This is a genomic window from Algiphilus sp. (genome assembly GCF_023145115.1).
In the GTDB taxonomy this organism is placed as follows: Bacteria; Pseudomonadota; Gammaproteobacteria; order Nevskiales; family Nevskiaceae; genus Algiphilus.
The window spans coordinates 1-12,808 of record NZ_JAGLEJ010000036.1 but is presented as its reverse complement, the minus strand read 5'-3'; the positions used below and the strand labels follow the sequence as shown (position 1 = coordinate 12,808).

Below are 12,808 nucleotides of genomic sequence, written 5' to 3'. Positions count from 1 at the left end.
CGCCCCATCCCCCAACACGGAGTCAAAGTGAGCGAGGTCGCCCTTCCCGAATGCCGGAACCTGCTGTGCAGCTTCGAAGACGGCGTGCTGCACGTGACGCTGAATCGGCCGCAGGCGCGCAACGCCATGAACCACACCATGGTCGACGAGCTGTGCCAGGTGTTCGACGCCATTGCCACCCAGCAGGCGGTGCGCATCGTCGTCCTGCGCGGCGCCGAAGGCCACTTCTGCGCGGGCGCGGACCTCAAGGAGGTCATGTCCGGCGGCATGCAACCCCCCAAGGCCGGCGAGCCCGATCCCATCAAGGTGTTCTCGCGCGGTTTCGGCACCATGCTGCGCAAGGTCGAGCAGGCGCCGCAGGTCGTGGTGGCGGTTGCCGAGGGCTCGGTGCTCGGCGGCGGCGTCGGACTGGCCTGCGTCTCCGACATCGCCTATGCCCACATCGAGACCCGCTTCGGGCTGCCCGAGACCACGCGCGGCCTTCCGCCGGCGCAGATCGCGCCCTTCGTGGTGCAGCGGATCGGGCTCACCCAGGCGCGCCGTCTATGCCTGACCGGCGCCCGCTTCGACGGCCGTCGCGCCGAGGCGCTGGGGCTGGTGCACGAGAGCTTCGCCGACGAGCACCAGCTGAAGGACAAGATCGACCGCCTGGTCGAGGAGATCCGCCAGTGTGCGCCGCAGGCCAACGCCATGACCAAGGACATCGTGCTGTCGGTCGGGCACATGGACATGGACGCCGTGCTCGATATGGCCGCCGACAAGTTCGCGCAGGCAGTGCGCGGCCCGGAGGCGGGCGAGGGCATCTCCGCGTTCCTCCAGAAGCGCACGGCCAAGTGGGCGAGCCGCAATTGAAATCCAGTGAATTTCAATTGCGGCGAGCGCCGGGGCCATGGATGGCCCCGGCAGGGTCACTTAGCGAGGGCGAGCCGGGACCGAAGTGCCAGCGGCACTTCGCAGCGTGGCGAGCGCCCGGACAGGACGTCCGGGCCGGGTCACTTGGCGAGGCAGGAGCCGAGCTTAGTGACCGCGGCGGTCGCAGCACGACGCACAGCTCGCACCCGCTCCGACGCAAGCGAATGAGGGGCCGCGCGAGCGCCGGGACCGCTTCGCCGAATCGCATGACGGGGGCGATGAACGGCCCGCTGCGTCGCGACATCCCCGGAGCATGGAGCGGTCTGCACCGCTCGCGGCGCTCCACCTGATCGCACGACAGCCAACAACACGGAGACCAAGGTGAAACGCTTCGACAAGGTTCTGGTTGCGAATCGCGGCGAGATCGCCGTCCGCGTGATCCGCGGCGCGCGTCGCATGGGGTACCGTACCGTCGCGGTGTTCAGCGACGCTGACGCGCAGGCCCTGCACGTGCGCGAGGCCGACGAGGCCGTGCACATCGGGCCGGCGCCGGCGAAGGATTCCTATCTGCGCGCCGACGCGATCATCGAGGCGGCGCGCCGCAGTGGCGCGCAGGCCGTGCATCCCGGGTACGGCTTCCTTTCGGAGAATGCCGATTTCGCGCGCGCGGTCATCGACGCCGGCCTGGTCTGGATCGGGCCGCCTGCCGATGCCATCGACGCGATGGGCAACAAGTCGACGTCGAAGCAGCGCATGCTGGAGGCGGACGTCCCCTGCGTGCCGGGCTACCAGGGCGACGACCAGTCCACCGGGACGCTGGCCGCCGAGGCCGAGCGCATCGGCCTCCCGGTCATGGTCAAGGCCGCGGCCGGCGGCGGCGGGCGCGGCATGCGGCTGGTGCACGAGGCCGGAGAGCTGGTCGCGGCCATCGACTCGGCACGTTCGGAGGCGGACAGCGCTTTCGGCTCCGGTCAGCTGCTCATCGAGAAGGCCGTGGTCGACGCGCGCCATGTCGAGATCCAGGTCTTCGGCGATGCATCGGGCAACGCGGTGTATCTGGGCGAGCGCGACTGCTCCGTGCAGCGGCGCAACCAGAAGGTGGTCGAGGAGGCGCCGTCGCCGGCGGTGGCGCCGGCGCTGCGCGCGCGCATGGGCGAGGCCGCGGTGGCGGCCGCCAGGGCGGTCGACTACGTCGGTGCCGGCACGGTCGAGTTCCTGCTGGGGGCTGACGGCGCGTTCTACTTCCTGGAGATGAACACCCGCCTGCAGGTCGAGCATCCGGTGACCGAGATGGTCTATGGCGTCGATCTCGTGGAATGGCAGCTGCGCGTCGCGCAGGGCGAGGCGCTGCCCATGACCCAGCAGGAGGTCGACGAGAACCGCTTCGGCCACGCCATCGAGGTGCGGCTGTGCGCGGAAGACCCGGCGGCGGGCTACGTCCCGCAGTCCGGGCCGGTCCTCGACTGGCGGGCGCCGGAGGGCCCCGGCATCCGCGTCGATACCTACCTGGAGCCGGGCGGCGTCATCAGCCCGTACTACGATTCCATGCAGGCCAAGATCATCGCCTGGGGCGAGGATCGCGAGACCGCGCGCGCCCGCCTGCTGCGCGCGCTGGAGGACACCTTCCTGGCCGGGGTGCGCTCCAACCGCGACTTCCTGCACGCCATCGTCGGGCATCCGGCCTTCGCCGACGGCAGCGCCACCACCGCCTTCATCGGGACGCATTTCCCGCCCGAGGCGATCGCCGACGATGCGCCCTCCGCCCGGCACGTGCTGCTGGCCGCGGTGGCGCTCTACATCGACGACGCCGCGCGGCTGGCGGAGGCGCACGGCCTCGGCGCCGAGTACCGCGGCTGGCACAGCTCGCACGAGGCGCCCACCGCCTTTCATCTGCGCCGCGGGGAGACCGACTACCGCTTCAAGCTCTTCGTCGAGCACGGCGCCGTGTTCCGCGCGCGGATCGGGGACAGCGAGGTCGAGGCGCGCGTCGAGCGCGCGGCGCACGGCCGCTTCCGCTTCCACACCGCGGAAGGCTCGGGCGTGGCCGACTACGCGCGCGACGAGGCGGGGGTCTGGCTGTCCGCGGAGGGCGCCACCCACGGCTACGACGATCGCACGCTGGCACCGGCCGAAGCGGGTGCGGCGGGCTCGGATGGCCGCATCGTCGCGCACAGCGACGGCAAGATCGTGGCGGTGCAGGTGGCCGCGGGCGAGCGCGTCGAAGCCGGTCAGACGCTGATCGCGCTGGAGGCCATGAAGATGGAGTTCCAGCTCACCACGCCGGTGGCGGGCACCGTCGACAGCGTCGAGGTCGAGGCCGGCCAGCAGGTGCGGGCGCGGCAGCTGCTGGTGGCCCTGACACCGGACGGCGAGGCCGACGGAGCCGGCTGATCGCGCGGCGCGACGGTCCGCCGCGCCGCGTCTGATGCCGCGGTGCCGCTATCCTCTCGCGCATGCAACGATTCCTCGCCACTACCAGTCTCGGACTGGCCCCGGTCCTGCGCGACGAGCTCGCGGCGCTGGGCGCCACCGATGCAGCCGAGCTCGGCGGCGGCGTGCAGTTCTCGGCCGATCTCGACGGTCTCTACACCTGCCTGCTGGGGAGCCGGGTCGCAAGCCGCATCGTGCTGCCGCTGGCCGAGTTCGAGACGCCGACCGGCGATGCCTGCTACGAGGCCGCACGCGCCATCGACTGGCCGGCGCTGTTCGCGCGCGAGCTGCGCTTCATGGTGGAGGTGACCGGGCGCAGCCAGTCGGTGTCGCACACCGGCTTCGCCGGTCTGCGCGTCAAGGACGGCGTGGTCGACCGCTTCCGCGAGCAGACCGGTGAACGCCCCGATGTCGACCCGGACCACCCCGATGTCCGCGTCCTGCTCCAGCTGCAGGGCCGCCGTGCACGGCTGGGCATCGACCTCGGCAACGGCGGCCTGCACCGGCGCGGCTACCGGCGCGAGGGCGGCCTGGCACCACTGCGCGAGAATCTGGCGGCGGGTCTGCTGCTGCGCGCCGGCTGGCCCGAGCGCGCGGATGCCGGCGAGGCCTTCTGCGATCCGTTCTGCGGCAGCGGCACGCTGGTCATCGAGGCGGCGCTGGTGGCCACGCGGACCGCTCCGGGCCTGCTGCGCGATGTCGCCAGCCCGCGCGGCTGGAACGGCCACGACGCCGCGCGCTGGGACGCGGCCGTGGCGCGCGCCCGCGACGCGGTGCGCGCCTGGGAGGGGCCGCCGCTGCGGGGCTTCGACCAGGACCCGGCGGCGGTGGCGACCGCGCGGTCCAATGCCCGGCTCGCGGGCATGGCCGCCATCACCCGGTTCGAGCGCGGCGATGCGGTGGCGGTGCCGGCGCCGGCGGCGCGCGGCCTGATGGTCGCCAATCCGCCCTACGGCGAGCGGCTCGGCGATGCCAACGAGCTGATCAAGCTCTACAGCCTGCTCGGCAGCCACCTCCGCCGCGCCTTCGGCGGCTGGCGGGTCGGGCTGCTGCTGTCGCAGGACGCCGACTCGCAGCGACTCGGGCTGCGTGCGAGCGCCCGGCACAGCGTCTCCAACGGTCCGCTGGCCTGCAACTTCCTGCAGTTCGACATGCGCGAGGGCGGGGAGGAAGCCGCCCCGTCGGCGCCCGACTTCGCCAACCGCCTCGCCAAGAACCAGCGGCACCTGACGCGGTGGGCGCGACGCAACGGCGTGTCGTGCTATCGGGTCTACGACGCCGACCTGCCCGAGTACCCGTTGCTCATCGACCGCTACGACGCGGACGGCGGCGAGCCGCACCTCCATGTTCAGGAGATGGCCGCGCCCAGGACCGTCGAGCCGGCCCGCGCCGAGGCCCGGCTGCGCGGCGCCCTCGACGCGCTGGTGACGACCACCGGCGTGGCCGCGGGGCGGGTGCACTTCAAGCAGCGCCGCGCCCAGAAGCGCGGCCATCAGTACACCGCCAACGAAGGCACCCGCGACACCGCGTTCCATGTCGACGAGCACGGCTGCCGACTGCGCGTCGATCTCGATCACTACCTCGACACCGGGCTGTTCCTCGATCATCGCCCGATGCGCCTGCGCCTGCAGCGCGAATGCCGCGACCTGCGACTCCTCAACCTGTTCTGCTACACCGCCGCCGCCAGCGTGCACGCGGCGGTCGGCGGGGCGCGCCAGACGGTGTCGGTGGATCTGTCGAACCGCTACCTGGACTGGGCGGCCGAGAACTTCGCCGCCAACGGCGTCCGCGCCGAGCGCGGCGACGGGCGCAGCCGCCGCCTGCCCGGCGCGCACGCGCTGCTGCGCGCCGACTGCATGAGCTGGCTCGCGACGGCACGCGAGGACAGCCGCCTGCGCTTCGAGCGCATCTTCTGCGATCCGCCCACCTTCTCCAACTCCAAGCGCGTCGAGGACGACTTCGACGTCCAGCGCGACCATGCCGCGCTGATCACCGCGGCGGCCGCGCTGCTGGCGCCGGGCGGCGTGCTGTACTTTTCGTGCAATCGACGGCGGTTCAAGCTGGACGAGGACGCGCTGGCCGGGCTGCGGATACGGGACATCACCGCCGCGACGCTCGACGAGGATTTCCGCCGTCCGCCGCCGGCCCATCGCTGCTGGGAGATTTCGAGGGAGGCCGAAGCATGAGCATCGATCCACTCAAGATCGCGTTCGCGCTGGTTCAGCCGCTGACCGTGACACTGTTCCTCGCGCTGCTCGCGGCGCTGATCAGCCACTGGTTCCTGCGCGCGCTGGCCATCGTCGCCTGCCTGCTGTGCTACGCCATCAGCACGCCGCTGGTGGCACAGCACATCGCCGGCACGCTGTCCGACCGCTACCCGCCGCAACCGGTGGCGCAGTACGGCACGACGCAGGCGATCGTGCTGCTCGGGGGTGGTGTGGTCGCGGCGGGCGACGATGCGGGCGGCATGGATGCCACCGCCGCGGTCGACCGGGTGCTGCTGGCAGCGCGCCTGTGGCATGCCGGACGGGCGCCGCGCATCGTGGTCAGCGGCGGCGACGGCAGCGAGTGGACGCAGGCCCATGCCATGCGCGCGCTGCTGGTGGAGCTGGGCGTGTCCACCGATGCTGTCGTGCTGGAGCCGGACGCCGTCAACACGCGCGCGCATCCGGCACTGGTCCGGCCGCTGCTGGAGGCGCCCGACGAACCCTTCCTGCTGGTGACTTCGGCCATGCACATGCCGCGCGCCATGGCCCGCTTCCGGGCCGCGGGTCTGCGGGCGATGCCGGCGCCGGCCGACATCGAGCGGCTGCGCCACGGCAATGCGCGCGACTACCTCCCGCACACGCTGGCGCTGGACCGCAGCACGCGGGCGCTCAAGGAGCGGCTGGGCATGCTGCACATGACGGTTTTCGGCTCCTAGCCCGGGCCGTCCTCGCGCAGGCGCTTCTCGGCCGCTGCGACGCGCGCCTCGGTTGCGTCGGCATCGCGGCCGCCGATCAGCAGGAAGGTCGCCAGCAGGCCGATCAGCAGGCCCTGCCAGGGCTCGAACAGGGCCAGCGCCATGGCGGTGAGCAGCGCCACACCGCGCTCGACCGGATGGCGCACCACCGCCATCGCCACATAGGCGCAGGCGAAGCCGGTCAGTACCAGCGTCAGCGACAGGGCGATGCCCATCAGCGGTTTCAGCCCGGTGAGCAGCGGCAGCAGCAGGAACACGAAGGGAAGACCCATGAAGTAGTAGGAGTGGATGCCGCTGTGCAGCGAGTCCATGGCGTGCCGGCCCTGCCGCCAGCGCTGCACGATGACCACGTGCACGCCGGCCCAGACGCTGCCCTGGGTCGGGAACATGGGAGCGGCCACCGCCATGACCGCGTTGCGGATGCCGAGCGACCAGTGCGAGCGCGTGGTGTCGATGTCGATGTGCTCGTCGGGACGGTCGGCGCCGGCGTCGCGCAGGATCTCGTTGCCCGCCACCAGGTCGCCGAACAGGATGACGTAGGTGACCAGCGCCAGCGGCAGTGCCGCCAGGTACATCTCCCAGTCCGGCCAGCCGATGGCCAGCGGCGACACCTTGGCCCAGGTGTCCATGAACGGCGGGACGAGGATGCCCCATTCGATGTCGTAGCGGACCTCGCCGACCAGGGGGCCGATCGCCGCGGCCACCAGGAAGCCCGGCAGCAGGCCGAGACTGCCCAGCACCATGAGCGGCCGGAAGCGCGTCTTGAGCAGGCGGAAGGGGATCGAGAAGATGAAGATCAGGCACACCGCGCAGGCCGTGATCGTGGTGACCGGCTGGGCGAACAGGTATTCCGGCGCGTCGTCGACGAAGACCCGCTTGAACGCCGCGATGGCGGCGCCGAGGATCAGGCCCGACTTGAGCGCGCCGGGCAGCCAGGCCATGAATCGGCGCCCCAGGCCGGTGGCACCGAGGACGAAGAGCAGCACCGACAGCGTGACCGCCAGCGCGGTCATCGCCTGGAAGCGCTCCACCGGCGTGTCGTAGCCGCCCAGCACGAAGGTCAGGACCAGCGGCAGTGCCGGGGTCACCCATCCGGGCGCGTAGGGCTCCCCGAAGACGATGGGGGCGGTGCCGAGCAGGAAGCCGCTGATCAGCGACATGGTCACCGCTTCCTCGAAGGTCAGACCGAAGTGCGTGGTCATCAGCGGCACCAGCGCCAGTCCGGTGGCCGATGCCAGTGCCGTGCCCTGCAGGAACTCCGGCCAGCAGAGCCGGGTGTGCAGGAAGGGCAGGCGGAAGGTGAAGGGGCCCCAGCGCCAGCCGGGGCGTTCGTCCCGGGCGTCCGTCGATGCCATGCGCCGTCTCCTGTTGTCGGTGTTGTGTGCGCGCAGGGTCGATCATCGCAGGCACGGCGGCGGGTGACCACCTGATACGATTCCGGTCCGCCGGCGGGCGAACCGCACGGGGGCGGGAAGGCACAACGACAACGAGGAAAGCAGATGCCGCACGACGACGGGCGCAAGGCGCTGCGCCGGGCCATCGACGACGAGCCGCCGCCGGGGGTGGATGCGCTGGACGATGCGTCCGCGCAGGCGCTCGCGACACTCATCGAGGACTCCCGGCGCGCGCAGCAGCGGCAGCTCCAGGACGCGCTCGAGCGCGCACTGGGCTATCTGCCGCGTCTGCTGCGCGGGCCCGTGCGCCGCGTGCTGTTTCCGCGCAGGGGGGATTGATGAGCAAGCTCGAACACCAGGCCGAGATCCTCAAGCTGGCGCGATTCCTCGATGTCGAGCGCGATGCGCTGGGCATGCTCGAATCGGTGGCTGCGGCCGATATCCGGCGCCTGCGCGAGCAGGCAACGCGTCACTTCTTTGCCTCCGATACCGCGTTCTTCAAGCGTCTGGTGCAGGCCTCGCGGCTGCTGCCGATCCCGATGCTGGCGACGGTGGCCGAGAAGGTGCTCGGCCCCATGCTGAGCGCGCGCGTCGCCGGGCAGATGGATGTCGACCGCGGCGTGGGCATCGCCCAGCGCCTGCCGACGCCGTTTCTCGCCGATCTCTGCCTGAGCCTGGACCCGGGGCAGACCGAACCGCTGATCCGTGCCATGCCGGTGGTCACCATCCGCGATGTCGGTGTGGAGCTGGCGGGGCGGGGCGAGTACGTCACCATGGCGCGCTTCGTCGACATCATCACGCTGGAGGCGCTGCGCGCCGTCATGGACGCCATCGACGACGACGCCGCGGTGCTGCACACCGCCTTCTTCGTCGAGAACAAGCGGCGGCTCGAGAACATCATGGGCGTGCTGCCCGAGGATCGGCTGGTGCGCATCATCGAGGCTACCGACGCCGACGGCGGGCTCTGGCCCGAAGCGCTGGCGCTGCTCGAGCACGTGGGCGACGACTGGCGCCGCAAGCTCGGCGACCTGGCGGCCGGGCTGGACGAGCGCATCCTCACCAGCATGATCGAGGCGATCCACACCCACGATCTCTGGTCGGTGGCGCTGCCGGTGGTGACCTGCATGAGCCCGTTCAGTCAGCAGCGTTTCGCGACCCTGCCGGCCATCCAGCGCGAGGAGGTGCTCGTGGACGCGCTGCGTGCGACCGATGCCGAGCGGCTGTGGCCCTCGATGCTGCCACTGGTGACGCTGATGGGCGAGGACGAGCAGGCGCAGGTCGCGCGCATTGCCGGAAGGCTCGACGGCGAGCAGCTGCTGCACGCGGTCGAGGCCGCCGCCCATACCGACGCGTGGCCCGCGCTGCTGACCGTGATCGCACGCATGGCGCCGCGCGAGCGCGGCGCAACGATGGGACTCATCGGCGTTGCGCCTGAGCGTACGTTGTCCGGTCTCGGCGATGCCCTGGAAGGCGGCGAGCATTGGTCGATGCTGGCCGCGGCCTGGTCCGATCTCGCCGACGGTGCGCGCGAGCGCCTGACACGCGCGCTCGGCGATCAGGGATATGCCGAGCGCCTGCCGGATGGCGGTGCCGGCGCGTGAAGCCGCGGGCGCGCTCGCCGTACACGCTCGCCGTCGGGGAACTGGCGGTAACCGTCGAGCGCAAGCGCGTCAAGTATCTGCGCCTGCGGGTCAGCAGCGCGGACGGGGCGCTGCGGTTGAGTGCGCCGCCGCGCGTCAGCGATGCCGAGCTGCGGGCCTTCGTGGCATCGCGCCAGGACTGGGTCCGGCGTCACCGCGAGCGTCTCGCCGCACGGCCGACGACACCGCGGCGCGATTTCGAGGCCGGCGAGGCCGTGCCGCTCTGGGGCGAGACCCTGTTCCTGGGCGATCGCGCCGCCGGACGGGCGCGTACCTGCCGGCGCGAGGGGGACACGCTGCTGCTGCCCGCGGATGCCACCGCGACCCGCGAATCCCGCCAGCGACTGGTGCACCAGTGGTACCGGCGGATGCTCGAGGCACGCATCGCCGAGCGGCTGCCGCGGGCGGAGCGCGCGGTGCACGCCCGCGCCGCGCGGATCGAGGTGCGGCGGATGCGGTCGCGCTGGGGCAGCTGCACCGTGCAGACGCGCCGCATCCGCATCGGGTTGGCGCTGGTCGCGCAGCCACGCATCTGTCTCGACTACGTGCTGATCCACGAATTGGCGCATCTGCGCGAATCGGGCCATACCCCGCGATTCTGGGCGATCGTCGAGCGCGCCATGCCGGGCTGGCGCGATGCGCACGCCGTCCTGCGCGGCGCCGCCCCCGATCCGGGCCTGTGGCACTGACGCGTCCGGTCGCGGCGACGGGCCGCGCGCGATGAGCCCGCTGACCTACGAGGCGCTGCTGGGCATGGCGGCCGCCGGCGAGCGGCTATCGGCTCTCGACGGCGCCAATGGTCTGGTGGTGGCGCTGGACAGCGCCCCGGCGCTGACGCCCGCGGAACGCCGACGGGTTGGCGCGTGGCTGGGTGTGCAGCCCTGCCCGGTGATCGGCATCGGCACGTCGCTCGACGACGCGCCGGCGTGCGACGTGCTGGCGGCGGATGCACGGGATCTGGCGCGTATCGTGCACGGCATCGACGCCGCGCCCCGGGCCGCTGCGGTGTTCGTGCAGCTGCTGCGCGTCATCGACGGGCTGCCACTGGAAGCCGGGCTGGTGGCCGAGTCGCTCGCCTATGCGACCCTGCAGGGCGGCCCCGAGCACCGAGCCTGGCTGCGCGATCATCGGGCTCGTCCGGCCGCCGCGCCTCCCGGAGACGGCGAGGCGGTCGCGTTGTTGCGCGACGGCGATCGCCTGCATCTGCGCCTCGACCGGCCCGCGCAACGCAACGCCATGACGGTGGAGATGCGCGACGCGCTGGTGGCGGCGCTGTCGCTGGCCGTCGCCGACGACAGCATCGATGCCGTGACCATCGACGGGGCGGGCAAGTGCTTCTCCACCGGCGGCGATCTCGACGAGTTCGGCACCGTGCCGGATCCGGTGACCGGCCACCTGGTGCGGAGCGTGGCGCTGCCCGGGCGGACGCTCTCCGTCTGCGCCGACCGCACCCGGGTGCGCGTGCACGGCGCCTGCATCGGATCGGGGATCGAGTTCCCGGCGTTCGCGGGTCATGTCACGGCGGCTCGCGACGCCTGGTTCCAGCTGCCCGAGCTCCGCATGGGGCTGATCCCCGGTGCCGGCGGCTGCGTGAGCATTTCCCGCCGGATCGGGCGATACCGGACGGCCTGGATGGTGCTCTCCGGCGGGCGCATCGATGCGGAAACCGCGCACGCATGGGGTCTGGTCGACGCGCTCGATTGAACGGCCGCTGCGGTCGCCTCCTCCAATTGCATGAGTCGGGCCCGCGACTTTACGAATACCGTCCGGTTGTTAAGTCCCGCCCTGTGGAACAGGATGTGCTCATGAATGTCGCTGCCGAAACCCAGCCCGCACGCGAGATCCCCCAGGCCAAGGGCCTGCCGCTGCTCGGCAACACCCTCGACATGGCGCGCGATCCGGCGCAGTTCTTCGTCAAGCTCTACCGCGAGTACGGACCGGCGTGTCGCATCTCGGTGCTCGGCAAGCCCTATGTCGTGCTCAGCGGCATCGAAGCGGCCAACTTCATGGGCTCGCGTGAGGGCAAGGACTGTCTGCGTTCCAAGGAGTTCTGGGAGGGGCTGGTCGAGGAATACGGCGCCACCCGGACGCTGACCGGCGAGGACGGCGAGTCGCACAAGGAACTGCGCAACATCATGCGGCGCGGCTACTCCAAGGAATCCATCAAGGGACGCTACAACGAGCTGGTGCGCATCACCGACCGCTGCTTCAAGCGCGACTGGCCGGTGGGCGAGAGCGTGCGCGTGCTGCCGGCGATGCAGTACATGGTCACCGATCAGCTCGGCACCATCCTCACCGGCAGCGCGCCGCTCGAGTACGTGGATGCCATCCGCACCAACATCCTCTACATCCTCAACGTGCTGGTCACCCGGCAGCGGCCGAAGATCCTGCTGCAGAACCCGAAGTACAAGCGCGCCAAGGCGCGGGTGCAGGAGCTGCGTCGCTCGATGGTCGAGGACTGGTACGCCAAGCAGCGGAATGCCTCTGCCGAGGTGTCGGAGGACGATCCGCCCAACCTCATCGACGACATCATGCGCGCCCACGTCGAGCGCCCCGACGTCATTCCCGAGCAGGACCTCACCGTCACGCTGACCGGCCCCTACGTCGCCGGCCTCGACACGGTGGCCAATACCACCGCCGCTATCACCTACTGCGTGCTCAAGCACCCCGAAGTGAAGCGTCGCGTGCACGAGGAGGTCGACGCGCTCTTCGCCGACGGCGAAATCGACGAGAGCACCTTCTTCTCGCAGATCCCGACGCTGCAGGGCGCGATCATGGAGGCCATGCGCCTGTATCCGATCGCGGTGGCGCAGATGCGCACGGCCAACAAGGACTTCGTCTTCCAGGGCTTCCAGGTCCGCGAGGGCGAGATGATCTACATGGGAACCTCCGTGCCGCACTTCATGGAGGAGTACTACCCCGAGCCCACGAAGTTCGACGTCGACCGCTACGCCAAGCCCCGCGCCGAGCACATGCAGTCCGGCGCCTACTCGCCCTATGGCCGCGGCCCGCACACCTGCCTCGGCAAGAGCCTCGCCGAGGTGCAGCTGGCGCTGTCGATGGCACGGCTGTTCCACAAGCTCGACCTCGAGCTCGATCCGCCGGACTACGACCTCAAGACCAAGACCGCGCCCACGCCGGGGCCGGCCACGAGTTTCCGGGTGAAGGTGAAGGGGTATCGGAGCTGAGGTCTTGCGGGGTGCCAGGTTGCGCGTGACGGGCAGCTGGTGCGCCGCCTTGGCGGTTTGATCGGTCCCCGGTTGCCCATCGCCTCGTCAGTGCTCATTGGGGCTTGCGACTTCCTCGTTGGTCCCGTTCGCGCTCACGGGTTCCGCGCCTCGGAACCTCGGCGCTACCGAATGCAGCCGCTCGACCGGCGCGGGCCACTTTTCTGTTTTGCGACAGAAAAGTTGCCAAAAGAGCGCACCCCGCAGAAGGCGCTCCGGCCCGCCCGCGGGGCGGGCCGGAGTCCCGGCGACTGGCGGCGCGCTCCGGGGTCGCCGCGGACGGACATCCTGTCCTCCGCGGCT

At 71.2% G+C, this 12,808-nt stretch carries 10 protein-coding genes; 9 read left to right on the top strand and 1 reads right to left on the bottom strand.

Annotation, left to right across the window (positions count from 1 at the left end):
- Nucleotides 1-27 precede the first annotated feature (27 nt).
- The 4 genes from KAH28_RS11470 to KAH28_RS11455 all read left to right on the top strand — a co-directional run bounded on the left by KAH28_RS11470 (nt 28) and on the right by KAH28_RS11455 (nt 6,205).
- Entirely contained in the window at nt 28-852 is an 825-nt protein-coding gene (locus KAH28_RS11470) for an enoyl-CoA hydratase/isomerase family protein (protein ID WP_290576735.1), read from the top strand.
- Between the two features lie 381 nt (nt 853-1,233).
- A complete protein-coding gene (locus KAH28_RS11465; protein WP_290576733.1) occupies nt 1,234-3,243 on the top strand; it encodes a biotin carboxylase N-terminal domain-containing protein in 2,010 nt (669 codons plus the stop codon).
- A 62-nt stretch (nt 3,244-3,305) separates the two neighbouring features.
- Complete coding sequence (rlmKL, locus tag KAH28_RS11460) at nt 3,306-5,468, top strand: bifunctional 23S rRNA (guanine(2069)-N(7))-methyltransferase RlmK/23S rRNA (guanine(2445)-N(2))-methyltransferase RlmL (protein ID WP_290576731.1); 2,163 nt, start codon at nt 3,306-3,308, stop codon at nt 5,466-5,468.
- Nucleotides 5,465-6,205, top strand: a complete 741-nt coding sequence (locus KAH28_RS11455; protein ID WP_290576729.1) for a YdcF family protein — start codon at nt 5,465-5,467, stop codon at nt 6,203-6,205. The genes rlmKL and KAH28_RS11455 overlap by 4 nt, the downstream gene beginning before the upstream one ends.
- Here the strand turns inward: KAH28_RS11455 and KAH28_RS11450 are convergent.
- The gene (locus KAH28_RS11450) at nt 6,202-7,599 is read right to left on the bottom strand and encodes a hypothetical protein (RefSeq protein WP_290576727.1); all 1,398 of its coding nucleotides are present in this window, start codon (nt 7,597-7,599) and stop codon (nt 6,202-6,204) included. The two genes, KAH28_RS11455 and KAH28_RS11450, sit on opposite strands and share 4 nt — an antisense overlap.
- 144 nt (nt 7,600-7,743) lie before the next feature.
- Here KAH28_RS11450 and KAH28_RS11445 point away from each other — a divergent pair, with 144 nt between their 5' ends.
- The 5 genes from KAH28_RS11445 (at nt 7,744) to KAH28_RS11425 (ending at nt 12,466) form a co-directional block, all read left to right on the top strand.
- A complete protein-coding gene (locus KAH28_RS11445) occupies nt 7,744-7,977 on the top strand; it encodes a hypothetical protein (protein WP_290576725.1) in 234 nt (77 codons plus the stop codon).
- Nucleotides 7,977-9,239 carry a hypothetical protein gene (locus KAH28_RS11440; RefSeq protein WP_290576723.1) on the top strand — a complete coding sequence of 421 codons (1,263 nt, stop codon included), beginning with the start codon at nt 7,977-7,979 and terminating at the stop codon, nt 9,237-9,239. The genes KAH28_RS11445 and KAH28_RS11440 overlap by 1 nt, the downstream gene beginning before the upstream one ends.
- The gene (locus KAH28_RS11435) at nt 9,236-9,967 is read left to right on the top strand and encodes a SprT family zinc-dependent metalloprotease (RefSeq protein WP_290576721.1); all 732 of its coding nucleotides are present in this window, start codon (nt 9,236-9,238) and stop codon (nt 9,965-9,967) included. Before KAH28_RS11440 ends, KAH28_RS11435 begins: the two co-directional genes overlap by 4 nt.
- A 31-nt stretch (nt 9,968-9,998) precedes the next feature.
- Complete coding sequence (locus tag KAH28_RS11430) at nt 9,999-10,982, top strand: enoyl-CoA hydratase/isomerase family protein (protein WP_290576719.1); 984 nt, start codon at nt 9,999-10,001, stop codon at nt 10,980-10,982.
- A gap of 101 nt (nt 10,983-11,083) precedes the next feature.
- Nucleotides 11,084-12,466, top strand: a complete 1,383-nt coding sequence (locus KAH28_RS11425; RefSeq protein WP_290576717.1) for a cytochrome P450 — start codon at nt 11,084-11,086, stop codon at nt 12,464-12,466.
- Nucleotides 12,467-12,808: the final 342 nt, after the last annotated feature.

Coding starts and splice junctions, on each gene's coding strand:
- rlmKL (WP_290576731.1), top strand. CDS start 3,306: ATGCAACGATTCCTCGCCACTACCAGTCTCGGACTGGCCCCGGTCCTG.
- KAH28_RS11425 (WP_290576717.1), top strand. CDS start 11,084: ATGAATGTCGCTGCCGAAACCCAGCCCGCACGCGAGATCCCCCAGGCC.
- KAH28_RS11440 (WP_290576723.1), top strand. CDS start 7,977: ATGAGCAAGCTCGAACACCAGGCCGAGATCCTCAAGCTGGCGCGATTC.
- KAH28_RS11445 (WP_290576725.1), top strand. CDS start 7,744: ATGCCGCACGACGACGGGCGCAAGGCGCTGCGCCGGGCCATCGACGAC.
- KAH28_RS11430 (WP_290576719.1), top strand. CDS start 9,999: ATGAGCCCGCTGACCTACGAGGCGCTGCTGGGCATGGCGGCCGCCGGC.
- KAH28_RS11455 (WP_290576729.1), top strand. CDS start 5,465: ATGAGCATCGATCCACTCAAGATCGCGTTCGCGCTGGTTCAGCCGCTG.
- KAH28_RS11450 (WP_290576727.1), bottom strand. CDS start 7,599: ATGGCATCGACGGACGCCCGGGACGAACGCCCCGGCTGGCGCTGGGGC.